The sequence below is a fragment of the Kiloniella laminariae genome, assembly GCF_027214005.1.
GTDB lineage: Bacteria > Pseudomonadota > Alphaproteobacteria > Kiloniellales > Kiloniellaceae > Kiloniella > Kiloniella laminariae_A.
Genome location: NZ_JAPWGY010000001.1, coordinates 109,212 through 124,814, shown reverse-complemented (window position 1 = coordinate 124,814; position 15,603 = coordinate 109,212). Strand labels below are relative to the sequence as shown.

The 15,603-nt window shown below is 52.9% G+C and carries 12 protein-coding genes and 1 tRNA gene; 6 read left to right on the top strand and 7 right to left on the bottom strand.

Going from position 1 to position 15,603, the window contains the following annotated elements; genetic code table 11:
* Positions 1–132: 132 nt before the first annotated feature.
* Entirely contained in the window at positions 133–603 is a 471-nt protein-coding gene (locus O4H49_RS00580; protein ID WP_269421461.1) for a DUF2269 family protein, read from the bottom strand.
* A 101-nt stretch (positions 604–704) separates the two neighbouring features.
* Between O4H49_RS00580 and O4H49_RS00575 the strand changes: the two genes are divergently transcribed.
* The 4 genes from O4H49_RS00575 (at position 705) to O4H49_RS00560 (ending at position 4,229) form a co-directional block, all read left to right on the top strand.
* A complete protein-coding gene (locus tag O4H49_RS00575; RefSeq protein ID WP_269421460.1) occupies positions 705–1,328 on the top strand; it encodes a DUF4166 domain-containing protein in 624 nt (207 codons plus the stop codon).
* Positions 1,310–2,413, top strand: a complete 1,104-nt coding sequence (locus tag O4H49_RS00570) for a saccharopine dehydrogenase family protein (RefSeq protein WP_269421459.1) — start codon at positions 1,310–1,312, stop codon at positions 2,411–2,413. Before O4H49_RS00575 ends, O4H49_RS00570 begins: the two co-directional genes overlap by 19 nt.
* Positions 2,414–2,576: 163 nt before the next feature.
* Complete coding sequence (gene yghU, locus O4H49_RS00565) at positions 2,577–3,452, top strand: glutathione-dependent disulfide-bond oxidoreductase (protein ID WP_269421458.1); 876 nt, start codon at positions 2,577–2,579, stop codon at positions 3,450–3,452.
* Positions 3,453–3,608: 156 nt separating this feature from the next.
* Positions 3,609–4,229 carry a class I SAM-dependent methyltransferase gene (locus tag O4H49_RS00560; RefSeq protein ID WP_269421457.1) on the top strand — a complete coding sequence of 207 codons (621 nt, stop codon included), beginning with the start codon at positions 3,609–3,611 and terminating at the stop codon, positions 4,227–4,229.
* Positions 4,230–4,288: 59 nt separating this feature from the next.
* On the opposite strand, the gene O4H49_RS00555 is transcribed toward O4H49_RS00560, so the two are convergent.
* The 6 genes from O4H49_RS00555 to O4H49_RS00530 form a co-directional block, all read right to left on the bottom strand.
* Positions 4,289–4,365 (bottom strand) — tRNA-Ile (locus O4H49_RS00555).
* A 112-nt stretch (positions 4,366–4,477) separates the two neighbouring features.
* A complete protein-coding gene (locus O4H49_RS00550) occupies positions 4,478–5,350 on the bottom strand; it encodes an MBL fold metallo-hydrolase (protein ID WP_269421456.1) in 873 nt (290 codons plus the stop codon).
* A gap of 47 nt (positions 5,351–5,397) precedes the next feature.
* On the bottom strand, positions 5,398–5,886 hold the full coding sequence (locus O4H49_RS00545; RefSeq protein WP_269421455.1) for an ASCH domain-containing protein: 489 nt from the start codon (positions 5,884–5,886) through the stop codon (positions 5,398–5,400).
* Positions 5,887–5,902: 16 nt separating this feature from the next.
* Positions 5,903–7,927, bottom strand: a complete 2,025-nt coding sequence (gene rpoD / locus O4H49_RS00540) for an RNA polymerase sigma factor RpoD (protein WP_269421454.1) — start codon at positions 7,925–7,927, stop codon at positions 5,903–5,905.
* A gap of 97 nt (positions 7,928–8,024) precedes the next feature.
* On the bottom strand, positions 8,025–9,998 hold the full coding sequence (gene dnaG / locus O4H49_RS00535) for a DNA primase (RefSeq protein ID WP_269421453.1): 1,974 nt from the start codon (positions 9,996–9,998) through the stop codon (positions 8,025–8,027).
* A 292-nt stretch (positions 9,999–10,290) separates the two neighbouring features.
* A complete protein-coding gene (locus O4H49_RS00530; RefSeq protein ID WP_269421452.1) occupies positions 10,291–10,743 on the bottom strand; it encodes a GatB/YqeY domain-containing protein in 453 nt (150 codons plus the stop codon).
* A 224-nt stretch (positions 10,744–10,967) separates the two neighbouring features.
* On the opposite strand from O4H49_RS00530, the gene carA reads away from it, so the two are divergent.
* The gene (gene carA / locus O4H49_RS00525; protein WP_269422262.1) at positions 10,968–12,173 is read left to right on the top strand and encodes a glutamine-hydrolyzing carbamoyl-phosphate synthase small subunit; all 1,206 of its coding nucleotides are present in this window, start codon (positions 10,968–10,970) and stop codon (positions 12,171–12,173) included.
* A gap of 122 nt (positions 12,174–12,295) precedes the next feature.
* A complete protein-coding gene (gene carB, locus O4H49_RS00520) occupies positions 12,296–15,556 on the top strand; it encodes a carbamoyl-phosphate synthase large subunit (RefSeq protein ID WP_269421451.1) in 3,261 nt (1,086 codons plus the stop codon).
* Positions 15,557–15,603 lie beyond the last annotated feature (47 nt).

Below are 15,603 nucleotides of genomic sequence, written 5' to 3'. Positions count from 1 at the left end.
GGTGACACCTATTTTACACTGTTCTTTCGTACTCACCAAGAAATCAGCCCCGCCACATTTACCTGCTTGAGATCTCGTGACGTGGAACACTGCAATTCCTATGTAGAATTTCTGGTAAAATCGCCTGTAAAGTCAAAAGGCAAGCGGCCTGAAAACCATAAGGTAAAACACAAGCAGCACTGCAGGAAAGGCCAAGGATCCCAGCACAATCCACCAGCGCTCATAGCGCCAGTAGCGCGCGGGAAGCACAGTCTGATCTTCGAGACAATCACGCAAATCGGCACACATACGGATCTGTAACCAGACCACTGGCAGCCAGCAGGCACCGGCAAAGAAATACAGAGTTACCCCCCAGAACAGCCAGGCGTCCTCAAAACTTGCCCCTGTCACCTCAACCAGCGCCAGGCCCGTAGCTAGCTGGATGATGACGGCAGGTGTGGTGAAGATCCAGTCTGCCCACACCACATGACGCACAACAAAGTAGATTGCAGCCGTATCCCTGCTGCGGTTGGCAACAAACATGTAAAAAGCACTGCCAATTCCTGTGCCAAAGAGTATGGTGGAACTGACGATATGAATCCATTTAAGCAGCAGATAATCCATAAAAACATCAAGACAGAACTATCTTCAAAAGAACAGCCCATTTCTTGCGGACCGGGCCTTGGCCTCGTCTCTCAGCTGGCATTACAAAGAACCGTTTTTCAATGCAGGTTTCCCGACAGGCTTCGCGCCTTCTTTTTGAACAAATATTCGGCGCAGACTGGGAAAAACTTCCACCTGTTCTGCAAAAGCACTACACCGTCCCTCCCTACAGCGATGATTTTGTTATCGCGAAAGGAACGCTGGATGTAACCGTTTCACCAATGATCTCCGTCCTGGCCCGTTTGACTGGCATGCTCGTGGCTGATTCTGGCAAGGGAATCCCGGTTTCGGTGACCTACCGAAGTTGCCGAAAAAATGTCTTCCGCCTAGAACGCCAGTTTCATTTTCCGGGAAAATCCCCGGTAACTTTCCATTCAACCATGGAGCCGTCCAGCGGAAACCAGCTGGTTGAATTCATGCGCTTTGGTATTGGCTGGAAACTGTCCTACGATTGGGACGGAGAGAAAATATGCCTGTGCCACCGGGGATATGTCTGGCGCCTTTTCGGTTTTGTGATACCAATCCCCCTGTCACTCCTGATTGGTCGTGGCCATGCAGAAGAATATGCCCTGACAGAAACGTCCTTTCGTATGTGGACCCACGCAAAACACCCCCTGTTCGGTGTCACGTTTGGTTACGCCGGAGAATTTGAGATTACAGAGGTATCATGCAACAGCCCATCCTGATTCTTGGCGGTTATGGCAATTTTGGCAAACGCATTGCCACCGCCCTGACCAATGGAAGAACCGCAGCCCCGCTTCCGGTTATCATTACCGGGCGAGATGCTGACAAGGCAGCGGCTCTGGTACGTGAGCTTCCGCCTGGCATGGCAAGTTTTGCCTGTTTTGATGCCTTTACCGATCTGGATCAAAAGCTCGCCCAGCTCAAGCCAGCCGTGGTCATAAATACCTGTGGCCCCTTCCAGGACAGCGACTATTCAATTCCGCAGTGTTGCATCAAGCATGCTATTCCCTATATCGATCTTGCAGATGGCCGGGATTTTGTCACCGGGATCACCAGCCTCGATGCAGAGGCCCGAGACAATAAAGTCCCGGTGATCAGTGGTGCCAGTACGGTACCCGGGCTCTCCTCTGCGGTCATCGAACATTTTTCGGACGCTTTTTCTGTCATCGAAAACTGTACCTATGGCATTAGTCCCGGTCAGAAGGCCGAACGAGGTCTCGCCACAACCCGGGGTATTCTGGGTTACGCGGGCAAAATCCTGAAACCTGCTGTCTGCCAGAAAATCCCCCGATATGGCTGGCAGAATATTTTCCGGCAAGATTTCCCTGTCCTCGGCAAACGGTGGATGGCCAACTGTGATATTCCTGATCTTGATCTTTTCCCACAGAAATATGCCATCAGGAATCTGACATTCTCCGCAGGGCTGGAACTGGCACCTCTACATCTTGGTCTCTGGATTTTGTCTTGGCTCGTGCGATGGGGGCTCCCGCTCAAGCTCCAGAAACACGCCGAGCTTCTGCTTCGGGCGAGCAACTATTTTGATCGCTTGGGCACAGCAGACGGCGGCATGTTTTTCCGCCTTTCCGGGCAAGACAAGGGGGGCAAAGCTCACATCCGCAGCTGGTATATCATTGCCCTTGATAGCGACGGACCACAGATCCCGACAATTCCGGCAATTATTCTGGCAAGAAAATTGGCTTCACAAAAATGTGATCTCATCGGTGCGATGCCCTGCGTTGGCCTGGTAAGTCTGGCAGAATACCTCAAGGAACTTCAGCCCTATAAAATCCAGACTTATGAACAATAAGATCAAACACGTCAGAGCAAGCTGGTCTTTTCATCACCCAACACCTTTCATCCCTCCTGGCTGCTTCCTATATGTGATCCCCAGGATAAATAACCTCAGAACGGTCCCCATCATAGATGTCACCTGACAAACGTGACGATACCGACAACACGGAGTGCAAGACGTGAGTGAAGCAAACACATACACACCACCAAAAGTCTGGAAATGGGAGTCAGAAAATGGCGGTGCCTTTGCCAAGATCAATCGCCCGATTGCAGGCCCGACGCATGAGAAAAAACTTCCAATCGGCAAACACCCGCTGCAACTTTACTCTCTCGCGACACCCAACGGTGTAAAAGTCACTGTGATGCTGGAAGAATTGCTGGCTCTCGGTTTTAGTGGTGCAGAATACGACGCCCATCTGATCAAGATCGGGGACGGAGATCAGTTTGGCAGCGGTTTTGTCGAGGTTAACCCCAACTCCAAAATTCCTGCCCTGATGGACCACAGCACGCCGACGCCGACACGGGTCTTTGAATCCGGCGCCATTTTGCTGTATCTCGCCGAAAAATTTGGCGCCCTGCTGCCGACAGACCCGGCCAAACGAACAGAGTGTCTATCCTGGCTATTCTGGCAGATGGGCAGCGCCCCTTATGTTGGCGGTGGTTTCGGGCACTTCTACAGCTATGCCCCGGAAAAAATCCAGTACTGTATTGACCGCTTTACCATGGAGGTCAAACGCCAGCTGGATGTCCTGGATCGGCATTTGGCAAACAACCACTGTATCTGCGGTGACGAATACAGCATTGCCGATATTGCAATCTGGCCCTGGTATGGCGGACTGGTCTCAAACAATCAGTACGACGCCACCGAATTTCTCGACGCCAAATCCTACAAACATGTGACCCGGTGGGCAGAGGAAATCAAAGCCCGGCCCGCCGTCAAACGCGGACGCATGGTCAACCGGACCTTCGGGCCAGAAGAAGAACAGCTGCACGAACGCCATGATGCCAGCGACTTTGACACCAGAACGCAGGATAAACTGGCTGCTGCGAGCTAAAAACGGAACCAACCTCGCGGTAAACCCCGGCATCTTCACAAGGAATTGATTTTCCTCTGCCTTATCCAGTCTCTCTAGTGTCTCACAGAATCTCGTGTGAGATACTGGAGAGCAGGGTTTATCCTGTAGAAACAAAGCACATTCAGGGGGAATATCATGGCTCATTCGGCACGTTTCTGGGACAAGATCGCCGTCAGCTATTCAAAGCGACCGGTTGCGGATGAAGCCGTTTACCAGCAAAAGCTTCAGAAAAGCCGGGAATACTTTCACCCCGAGATGGACGTCCTCGAAATCGGCTGTGGCACAGGCACAACCGCTCTCAGCCATGCTTCTTTTGTCAAACACATCCGGGCAACGGATATCTCTTCGGGGATGCTGACGATCGCGCGGGACAAAGCCAAAGCCCAGAATATTAATAACGTTACCTTTGAACAGTCCGACATTGATCAACTGACTGTGCCGGACCAAAGCCTTGATGCGGTCCTCGCGCTCAGTCTTCTGCACCTTGTGGAAAACAAGGAAGAGGTCATCAGCCGGGTTTACAAAATGCTCAAACCCGGTGGCTACTTTATCACCAGTACGGTCTGTCTCGGCGACAAGATGAAGTACTTCAAGTTTATCGCGCCCATCGGAAAATTCTTCGGTTTGATGCCCCTGCTCAAGATCTTCACTGCCAAAGAGATGGAAAACGCTCTGACCGCCGCGGGTTTTGAAATCGACCACCTCTGGCAGCCGGAAAAAGCCATGTCCGTGTTTATTGTCGCCAGAAAAAAATAACGGGAAAACCTTATGTCGGCGAGAGCCACTGTTTTCCGATTTATTGAAACGGGGAAAAATGGTGGGCCCGGCAGGACTCGAACCTGCGACGGCTCCGTTATGAGCGGAGGGTTCTAACCAACTGAACTACAGGCCCACTTGAGGTCGCTAATGTTGCTCAGACAAACTGAATCTTCAAGCGTTAATTCACGATTCTCAAACCCTCGGTTGCTTTTTATACAGATTTTATGTCGGATACCTGACTGCCCTCAGGCGTAAGATACCCGTGCCACTCCATAAGCAACAGTTTTATTGACGGGATCTACCCGCATCAGATCTTCACCAACCAGTACAGGCCCACTGAAGCTCTGTTTCACTTCGGCAAGCAGTTCATCCCGGTTGCTGTTGGGCGGAACAATATGGGTCAACAGCAAACAGCCAACCCCGGCTGCGCTTGCGACCTTGCCGACTTCATGAGACAGCGTGTGATACCCGGCGACCGCCTCGATCGTCTCAGCCGACCGCAGCCCGTCGACCACGTGCATTTCACGGTGGACAAAGACCTCGTGCACCAGCAGGTCTACATCTTTGGCCGCCTCGATCAACGCCGGGCAATAGGTGGTATCCCCGGAAAGCGCGATTTTTGTCCCGGTGGCAGAGAAAATAAAGCCGAAGGCCGGGTCGATCGGCTGGTGATCCACCGCGACGACAGCAACTGTGATCTCACCAAATTCCAGCGTCTGCCCGGCTTCAATTTCCGTAATATCAAGATCCAGCGCTGCGGTAGAAGGACGTCGTTCATGTTTGATGCGCAGATTGAGCTCCTCGCGCCAAACCGCCATCATGCCTTCGACAAACTTGCGTGTGCCAGTGGGCCCATAGATCCGCTGTGGTTTCGTTCGCCCCTGATGCCAGGCCGAAACAATGAGCTGGTAGATATCAATCAGATGGTCAGAGTGCAGATGGGTAAGCAGAACAGCTTCAAGCTTTGCCCCTGAAGATCCCGCCCCGACCAGACGTTGGGTCACGCCGGACCCACAATCGATCAGGATCTCGGTATCACCATGGCGGATCAGCTGACCTGCGCCATAACGTTCCGTGTGGACTGCCGGGCAGCCGGTTCCAAGCAACGTGATATCCATTCCGGCGCTCTCCTGTTCTGGGCCATTAATTGTGCGAAGCTTCTACTTTAAGATCCTGCATATACCATTTTGAATCTCTCAAGGACCAGCATGATGTTTTCATCGAAAACATTTCCCGTGTCCCGTGCCCGGCGTTCAAAAAATGCCTGATGCCCTTCCCGCCAGACCTCAAGGCTCTGATTGCCTTCTCCTTCTGCGGCGGCAAAATCAGCAGAGACATCCTTGAAAGCGCAAAGTTCAACCTGCGTCAATTGTATCAGGCACCTTGGCGTCCCGGAAAAATCTGTAACGATGTGGTAACTGCCCTGTTTGGGAGGCGTGATCCCGTCAGCTTCATAGTCAAACAACGCACCACAGGTCGCGGTTTTGTCGCCAGAGAGGACCAGATTCAACAGTTCTTCTGACAGCTCGGCGCTATCTCCAAAAGACCAGGAAGAAAAAGAGGCGTCCCGGTCCTCCGCCGGGAGATACTCCCGGCAGGATTTCCAAAACGCCTCTATTTTACTTTCGGTATCCTGATTGTGAGCTTGAGACACTTTCAGGAGTTCCAGATCAGGTATCCAGGAAGCTGCGCAGTTTGCGCGAACGGCTTGGATGTTTGAGTTTACGCAGGGCTTTCGCCTCGATCTGACGAATACGTTCACGGGTCACAGAGAACTGCTGCCCGACTTCCTCCAGCGTGTGGTCCGTATTCATCCCGATACCAAAGCGCATGCGCAGCACACGCTCTTCACGAGGTGTCAGACTTGCGAGAACCCGTGTTGTGGTCTCACGCAAGTTTGACTGAATAGCAGAATCCAGAGGAATAACCGCATTCTTGTCTTCGATGAAATCGCCGAGGTGACTGTCTTCCTCGTCCCCGATCGGGGTTTCAAGAGAGATCGGCTCCTTGGCGATTTTCAGAACCTTGCGCACTTTTTCAAGCGGCATGCCCAGACGTTCGGCCAATTCTTCCGGCTGTGGCTCGCGGCCAATTTCGTGGAGCATCTGGCGGCTGGTACGAACCAGCTTGTTGATGGTCTCGATCATGTGAACCGGGATACGGATTGTCCGGGCCTGATCCGCAATAGAGCGGGTAATGGCCTGACGGATCCACCAGGTTGCATAGGTCGAGAATTTGTATCCACGGCGGTATTCGAACTTGTCCACTGCCTTCATCAGACCAATGTTTCCTTCCTGGATCAGATCCAGGAACTGCAGGCCACGGTTGGTATATTTTTTGGCAATGGAGATCACCAGACGCAGGTTGGCCTCGACCATTTCGGTCTTGGCTTTGGTAGCTTCCTTCTCTCCGGTCTGTACCGTTTTCACGATCCGGCGGAATTCAGGAATAGGCAGCCCTACTTCGTCAGCAACTTTAGAGATGCTTTCGCGGATCGACATGATGTCTTCAGCATGGCGCTCGGCAAACTTGGCCCAGCCCTTACCCGCATAACCGCTGATTTCCTCAAGCCAGTTCGGGTGCAGTTCGCTTCCGAAATAGGTTTCAAGGAATTCTTCGCGGGCAACACCGGATTTTTCTGCTAGACGCAGCAGTTTACCTTCTTGCGACATCAGGTTCTTGTTCAGGCCGTAAAGCTGGTCCATGAGCTGCTCAAGACGGTTGGAGTTAAAGTGAACTCCTTCCATCAGCTCAACCATTTCCTGCTTCAGCTTGGTACATTTCTTTTCAATGGCATCGACGACCGGCTCACCGGCAAGCAGGGAAGCAAGACGCTTTTCCTGAATTTTGCTCAGTTTCTGCTGGGTATCGGCGATGTTCTCGAACATTTCAAGAACCTGTGGCAACAAAGCTTCTTCCATGGCCGCAAGGGACATGTTGTTTTCTTCTTCGTCATCATCGCCATCATCGCCGTCACGAGATTCCTCGCCTTCTTCACCTTCCGGTTTCGCAGGCTTGTCATCATCGTCGTCGTCATCTTTTTTGCTATCACCAGCCTGGCTGGCAATTTCATCGTCGACATCCGTCTTGTCGCCACCGCCGGCTTCTTCAAAAGCAATATCATCGTCGTTCGGCCCATTTCCATAGGTCGCGTCGAGATCAATAATATCACGCAGCAGCAGATTGCCTTCGATCAGGCCTTCACGCCAATGCAACAACGAGTGAATGGTCAGGGGGCTTTCGCAAATCCCGCCAATCATCTTGTCACGCCCGGCCTCAATACGCTTCGCAATGGCAATTTCACCTTCGCGAGAGAGCAGTTCAACCGTGCCCATTTCGCGCAGGTACATACGTACCGGATCATCCGTTCGGCCTACATCCTCTTCTTTGACGTTTCCGGTAACGGCTTCTTCGTTTGCTTCTTCATTATCGCTAGAATCGTCAGTCTCTTCGTTCTCGACGACATTAATGCCCATCTCGGAAAGAAGTGACATGATGTCTTCGATCTGTTCAGAAGACATTTCATCAGACGGCAGAACCTTGTTCAGCTCGTCGTAAGTAACGTAGCCAACCTCTTTTGCCTTGGCGATCATCTTCTTGACGGTCGCGGAGGTGATATCCATCAAAGGTCCGTCGGAGTTATCTTCCCGATTTTCCGTGCTTGTTTCAGCGTTTTCGGTCGCCTTGGTCGCCATTTAACCTCGTACCCCAAATAGCAATTCAGCACGCTCGCCGATTCGATCATCGATTCGATTACCGATTATCTATGGCCAACGTGCCCTCTTCTAACGCTCAGTGACTGTCTTCAAAAGCATCGGGGTCGTAACTATCAAGGTCGATAGAAACCCCGGATACTTCCTGCCGGTGCAGCTTGCGCTCCTCCAGCTGGGCCAGTCCCGTTTCGTCCATATTCGCTGCAAATTCACGACTATGAATACTCTTTTCCCGTTCTGCCTGCTTCTCGCGGAACATCGCCGCAATATGCGAAACACCATGCTCGGCAGCGTAGCTGTCCGTAGCTGGTCTCGCAAATTTTCCATGATCCAAAACTGCCGGGCCCAAGAGTTCATCCACTAATCGAGAATATCCCTTATCGCAGAGTTGGCATTTAAGCGCCTCTCTGTCAAGGTCCGGCTCTCGAACAACAGCGTCAACAAGCTCCTGCAAAACCACATCGAAGTCCTTGCTCGGCAAGCGTAGCGTCGCCAGATCTTCCAGATGTTTTGACAGAACAACCGGATGGTTGATCAGAGTAGCCAGCAGAACCTGTTCCTGACGTCGCGCTAGCATCTTCGGCGGCATACTTGCCCGGGGAATGCGCGGGTCTGGTTCATAGGCATTCTTTTGACCTTTGCCCCGTCCACCGCCTTTCCAGTTACTGTTTTTGTTATAGGGCTTTTGATAGCTTTGGGCGCCATAGCCTGTATTCCGTCCCTGCCCGGAATAAGCAGCCGCGCTCTGACCAGAAGTACCTCCGCTTCCGGCACCGCCCGTCAAGGTATCATACCGGCGGAACATTTCTTTCTGATATTCAAAAGCCAGGTCCTTGTCGCTAATCACGGAAATCTGTTTACGGAGTTCCGCCTTGAGCGCCGCACGCCGTTCCGGCGTGTCGAGATTCAGCCCTTCTATCGTTTTTTTCCAGAGCATTTCAGATAATGGCCGCGCCCGAGCCAGGTGTTCTCGCATCGTTGTCGCGCCCTGTGTCTGGATCAGACTGTCGGGGTCCTCCCCTTCAGGCAGCGTACAGAAAAGAAGAGACTTGCCGGGCTTTATAATCGGAAGAGCGCGTTCAACCACCCTGTAAGCGGCACGAATTCCCGCCTGATCCCCATCGAGACAGAGCGTCGGCTCGGCAACCATCCGCCAGAGCTCTTGAATCTGGTCTTCGGTTACCGCTGTCCCCAAAGGGGCAACTGCAGCAGGGAAACCCGCCTGGGACAGAGCGATGACATCCATATAGCCCTCAGTAACAATCACCTCGCCCAGATCGTGGGCCGCCTGCCGGGCATAGGCCAGATTATAAAGAACCTTGCCTTTATGAAACAACGTCGTATCCGGTGAATTCAGATACTTTGCCTTGCTTTCACCCAATGCCCTGCCGCCAAAAGCAATAATACGTCCACGACGATCGGTAATCGGGAACATCAGACGGTTGATGAAATAGTCCCAGAACTCGTCACCATCGTTGCGCCCTCCCCCCTCGGAAGGCTTGATGACCCCGACATCAACCAGCTGCTCGTCACCTATTCCTCGGGCATTCATCGCCTTTCGCAACAGCCCGCGCTGATTGGGGGCAAAGCCAAGGCGAAACCGGCTGACCGTTTCCCCCCGCAAGCCCCGGCGATTGACATAGTCCCGCGCGTCCTGACCACCGCTTGCCGCAAGCTGTTCTTCAAACCAGCGAGAAATTTCCTCCATCACGTCATAGAGGCTGGCCCGTTTTTTTGAGAGCTCGATATCTTCCCGGCTGCCTTTCGGCACCTGGAGTCCGGCCTGCTCCGCCAGGCGTTCAACCGATTCAGGAAAAGTCAGCCCTTCTGTTTCTGTGACAAAAGTAATGACATCCCCATGAGCCCCGCAGCCAAAGCAATGATAGAAACCCTTGTCGTCATTCACCGTGAAAGAAGGGCTTTTTTCATTATGGAATGGACAGAGACCACTGAATTCACGGCCGCGTTTGATCAGTTTGACCTTGCGTCCAACCACCCCGGAAACCGGCACGCGGGCGCGTAATTCATCCAAAAATTCCGGTGTGAATGACATTGTAAAACTGGAACCCCAAACCGCAACACACAACCAATGACCCAGCGTAACATAGCGACAGGGTCATCCCTAATAGCCTCTGCGTACTGCCTGTCAAAAAATTCCGTTCAAAAGTTTCTGGCATAATTTCTACCCGAAAATTTTAACAGAATATTATAACCGGGCACCACATCTGCCAAAACGAGAAAACAGAACCCGCATCAACTGCAGGTTCTGTTTCTGTCTCCCGAAGTCGGGAACTTTCTTGCAAGGCCGGACTCCCTCTGGGAATAACGGCCTGTGTCTGTATGGACTAGACCAGTTTTGTCTTCACCAGACCACTGGCTTTACCAAAATCCATTTTTCCGGCGTATCTTTCTTTCAGCACGCCCATAACCCGGCCCATATCCTTGATGGAGTCTGCACCAAGTTCTGCGACAAGATCGGTTACGACCTGCTCGACCTCCTCAGCAGACATCTGCTGGGGAAGGAAGCCCTCGATCACCGTGATCTCGCTCAGCTCACGTTCGGCCAATTCAGAACGACCGGCTTTTTCATACATTTCTACAGAATCACGCCGCTGACGAATCATTTTCTGGAGCATTTCCAGAACTTCTTCTTCGCCAATCTGATCCCGTGCTTCGCCACGCGCTGCAATATCACGGTCTTTTAAAGCAGCAAGGATAAGCCTAAGCGTTGAAATCGCTAGTTTATCTTTACTTCGCATGGCTTCTTTAAGCGCATCATTCAAGCTGTTGCGTAGCATCGTTTGCCCCGAACACGTTGGAAAGGACCAGAACCTAACCTAAAACTCACAAAATGGCAAAGTTTAGATGAAGAGACTAAGTTACTGTTTTTAAAAGATATTTTATTGAACTCTTTTTCTTGACCTCCGGGGAACTTATGCTTATACAAAGGCCTCAGCCATTAATTTGCTGACGCACACGTCTGTCTGCACGTTTGCCTGAAGGACGCTCCTCCATGAATGAGATGAAATCGCATGAACCCCCCGTCGCACAGACAGGGGCTATTGATTCTGCCTGCCAACAGCCCGCCGGAGCCACTGCCGTTCTTGTACTCGCAGATGGCAAGGTCTTTTGGGGTATGGGTCTCGGCGCAGAGGGAGAGGCCGTTGCGGAAGTTTGCTTCAACACCTCGATGACCGGTTATCAGGAAATCCTGACCGACCCTTCCTATGCTGGACAGATCATTACCTTTACCTTCCCTCATATCGGAAATGTCGGGACCAACGAACAGGATATCGAGACCATTACTCCCTCCTGCCGCGGTGCCATTTTCCGCGTCGATATCACCCAGCCATCCAACTGGCGCGCAACCCGCGATCTGGATACCTGGCTGAAATCCCATAACCTGAGCGCGATCTCTGGTATTGATACCCGGGTTCTCACCCGCCTGATCCGTGACGGAGGCGCGCCAAACGGCTGTATAGCTCACCATCCCGATGGCAAGTTTGACCTTGAAGCCCTGCGCGCCAAAGCAGCGGCCTGGCCAGGGCTGAACGGTATGGATCTGGCCAGGGAAGTTACCTGCAGCCAGACAACAAAGTGGGATGAGCAGCGCTGGGACCTGGAAGCAGGCTATACCGCGCTCACCGATCCGGAGTTTCATGTTGTGGCCGTCGATTTTGGCGCCAAGCGCAACATTCTCCGTTCACTGGCCTCCCAGGGGTGCCGGGTCACTGTTGTCCCCGCAGAAACAACGGCAAGTGAAATTCTGGCACATAAGCCGGATGGCGTTTTCCTTTCCAACGGCCCGGGCGACCCCGCTGCCACAGGAATTTACGCCATTCCCATGGTGCAAGAGCTTCTGACCCACAAGGAGCTTCCGATCTTCGGCATCTGTCTGGGGCACCAGATCCTGGCACTGGCTCTGGGCGCCAAGACAACAAAAATGCACCTCGGACACCGTGGCGCCAACCACCCGGTCAAGGATTTCACAACCAACAAGGTCGAGATCACCAGCCAGAACCACGGCTTCATGGTTGATAAGACAAGCCTTCCGGCAAATGTTGAAGAGACCCACATTTCCCTGTTTGACAGCACAAACCAGGGAATACGTCTCAAGGACCGGCCAGTCTTTTCGGTGCAGTACCACCCCGAGGCCTCACCTGGTCCCCAGGACAGTCAGTACCTGTTCAAGCGGTTCCGGGATCTGATGGCTGAACGACGAAAATAGGGTTTTGTGGCGGCGCTGATATCCCAGCAGCCGCCACTTCTTTGAGATCGATAAATGAACACGTCCAACTGTCTTTCGCTGACAGATACCGGACATCCAGACAAAGACGAGTAGAGCAGACCATGCCAAAGAGAACAGACATCAAATCGGTTATGATCATCGGTGCCGGACCTATTATCATCGGGCAGGCCTGTGAATTTGATTACTCCGGTGCCCAGGCCTGTAAAGCGCTGCGCGAAGAAGGCTACCGGGTTATTCTGGTCAACTCCAACCCGGCAACCATCATGACAGACCCGGGCCTGGCCGATGCGACCTATATCGAGCCGATCACCCCGGAAATCGTTGAGAAAATCATCGAGAAAGAAAAACCTGATGCTCTGCTGCCGACCATGGGTGGGCAAACAGCCCTCAATACGGGTCTGGCGCTCGAGCGGAGCGGTGTGTTGCAGAAACATGGTGTTGAGTTGATCGGGGCGAAAGCCGATGTTATCGAGAAAGCCGAAGATCGCCTGCTGTTCCGCACAGCCATGGAGAAAATCGGCCTGAAATCCCCACGCTCCGAGGTCGTACACAGCTACGAAGAGGCCCTTGAAGCACTTGAGTTTGTCGGTTTGCCAGCCATCATCCGCCCGTCCTTTACACTGGGTGGAACCGGCGGCGGCATTGCCTACAACCAGCAGGAATTTGAAGAGATCATCAAGAGCGGTCTCAAGGCCTCCCCAACCAAAGAAGTTCTGGTTGAGCAGTCGGTCTTGGGCTGGAAAGAATATGAAATGGAAGTTGTCCGCGATTGTGCCGACAACTGCATTATCATCTGCTCGATCGAGAATATCGACCCGATGGGCATCCACACCGGGGATTCCGTCACCGTCGCACCTGCACTGACCCTGACCGACAAGGAATACCAGATCCTCCGCGATGCTTCGATTGCCTGCCTGCGCGAGATCGGTGTTGATACTGGCGGTTCCAACGTCCAGTTCGGCCTCAACCCCGAAAACGGCGAACTCGTTGTTATCGAAATGAACCCGAGGGTTTCCCGTTCCTCGGCACTGGCCTCCAAAGCCACAGGCTTCCCGATCGCCAAGATCGCTGCGAAGCTTGCTGTTGGCTATACACTGGATGAGTTGAAAAACGACATCACCAAGGTCACTCCGGCGTCTTTCGAACCGACAATTGATTATGTCGTCACCAAGATCCCGCGTTTCACCTTCGAGAAATTCCCCGGTGCCGAAGATTATCTGACAACCGCAATGAAGTCTGTCGGTGAAGCCATGTCGATTGGCCGCAGTTTTGCCGAATCTGTGCAAAAAGCCCTGCGTTCCATGGAAACGGGCCTGACCGGCTTTAACGAAGTCAAGATTCCCGGGGCGGTAAACAGTGACGGTCAGATTGACAAAGATGCCATCAGATCCTTCCTCGCCAAGCCGACAAAAGACCGCATGCTGACCATCGCCCAGGCGATCCGTCATGGCCTGAGCGTTCAGGAAATATTCAGCGTTACCAAGTTTGATCCCTGGTTCATTCGACAGATCGAAGATATCGTCCAGATCGAAGAAGAGATCCGGAGCAAGGGCCTGCCGATGGATCGTCAGTCTTTCCTCAGCCTCAAGAAAATGGGATTTGCCGATGTTCGCCTGGCCGAACTAACCGGACAGGAAGAAGCAGCTGTTTCAGCACATCGCCGCAGCCTGAATGTCCTACCGGTATACAAGCGGATCGACACCTGTGCGGGGGAATTCCCCTCGACAACACCCTACATGTACTCCTGTTATGAAGGCGACGGCGTCAACCCGGCAGAATGTGAAGCTGAGCCCACCGACCGGGAAAAAATCATGATCCTTGGTGGCGGACCAAACCGTATCGGCCAGGGCATCGAGTTTGACTACTGCTGTGTGCATGCTGCTTATGCTTTGAGCGAAGCCGGGTATGAGACCATCATGGTCAACTGTAATCCAGAAACGGTTTCCACAGATTACGATACCTCTGACCGCCTGTACTTCGAGCCCCTCACCGCCGAAGATGTGATCGAGATTGCCCGCAAGGAACAGAGCAATGGCACCCTCAAAGGGGTTATTGTTCAGTTCGGTGGCCAGACCCCCCTGAAACTCTCCCAGGCACTGGAAGACGCGGGCATCCCAATTCTCGGCACCTCTCCTGACGCCATTGATCTGGCCGAAGACCGTGAGCGCTTCCAACACCTGCTGCAGGATCTTGACCTGCGCCAGCCCACCAATGGGACAGCAACAACCCGGGAACAGGCCTTTGCCGTCGCCGAGCGCATCGGCTTTCCAGTTGTGATCCGACCTTCCTATGTGCTGGGCGGACGCGCCATGGAAATCATCCACAATACCGACCAGCTTGAGCGTTACATCACGACAGCGGTACAGGTTTCAGGTAAAAACCCTGTCCTGATTGACGGTTATCTGCAGGATGCAATCGAAGTTGACGTCGATGCCATCTGTGACGGCAGCGATGTCTTTATCGCCGGCATCATGGAACACATCGAAGAGGCTGGTATTCACTCAGGAGATTCTGCTTGTTCTCTGCCTCCACACAGTCTGAAGCCAGAGATCATTGCCGAAATCTCCCTGCAGGCAGAAAAACTTGCCATCGCGCTCAATGTCGTCGGCCTGATGAATATCCAGTTCGCGGTAAAGGATGATGTAATCTACATCCTCGAAGTTAACCCCCGCGCCAGCCGGACCGTACCTTTTGTCGCCAAGGCAACCGGGAACGCCATTGCCAAGATCGCCTCGCGGGTTATGGCCGGGGAAAAACTGGCCGGGATTGAAATCAACCGCGAGCGCGGCGATCATATCGCAATCAAGGAAGCCGTCTTCCCCTTCAACCGCTTCCCCGGTGTCGACGTGGTTCTCGGCCCGGAAATGCGGTCGACAGGCGAAGTCATGGGTCTTGATACCTCTTTTGGCCGCGCTTTCCTGAAATCCCAGATTGCAGCTGGCTCCAACCTGCCGGACAGCGGAACTGTCTTTCTCTCTGTCAAAGACCGGGACAAACCGGAAATGGTCAGTATTGCCCGTGACCTTCTTGATCTCGGCTACAAACTGGTGGCCACCAGCGGGACTGCAGAACATCTTCAGGAGCAGGGAATTGAAGTCACATCCGTCCTTAAAGTTCGCGAAGGTCGACCAAATATCCTTGATGCGATCAAGTCCGGTCAGATACACCTGATCATCAACACAACCGAGGGACCAAAAGCGATTGCAGACAGCTTTAACATCCGTCGGGGAGCGCTGGATAACTCGGTTCCATACTCCACAACAGCCAATGGTGCCTGGGCTATGGTTGAGGCATTAAAGGCAAAACGTGAAGGACGACTTGAAGTCGCGCCACTTCAGGCCTATTTTAATACTTCGTTCTAGTATAGCTGGCTCCCGATTCCGCCCGAATCATGCGGTAGAATCGGGAG

Coding starts and splice junctions, on each gene's coding strand:
- carA (WP_269422262.1), top strand. CDS start 10,968: ATGAAATCGCATGAACCCCCCGTCGCACAGACAGGGGCTATTGATTCT.
- O4H49_RS00560 (WP_269421457.1), top strand. CDS start 3,609: ATGGCTCATTCGGCACGTTTCTGGGACAAGATCGCCGTCAGCTATTCA.
- dnaG (WP_269421453.1), bottom strand. CDS start 9,998: ATGTCATTCACACCGGAATTTTTGGATGAATTACGCGCCCGCGTGCCG.
- O4H49_RS00530 (WP_269421452.1), bottom strand. CDS start 10,743: ATGCTACGCAACAGCTTGAATGATGCGCTTAAAGAAGCCATGCGAAGT.
- rpoD (WP_269421454.1), bottom strand. CDS start 7,927: ATGGCGACCAAGGCGACCGAAAACGCTGAAACAAGCACGGAAAATCGG.
- carB (WP_269421451.1), top strand. CDS start 12,296: ATGCCAAAGAGAACAGACATCAAATCGGTTATGATCATCGGTGCCGGA.
- O4H49_RS00550 (WP_269421456.1), bottom strand. CDS start 5,350: ATGGATATCACGTTGCTTGGAACCGGCTGCCCGGCAGTCCACACGGAA.
- O4H49_RS00570 (WP_269421459.1), top strand. CDS start 1,310: ATGCAACAGCCCATCCTGATTCTTGGCGGTTATGGCAATTTTGGCAAA.
- O4H49_RS00580 (WP_269421461.1), bottom strand. CDS start 603: ATGGATTATCTGCTGCTTAAATGGATTCATATCGTCAGTTCCACCATA.
- O4H49_RS00575 (WP_269421460.1), top strand. CDS start 705: ATGCAGGTTTCCCGACAGGCTTCGCGCCTTCTTTTTGAACAAATATTC.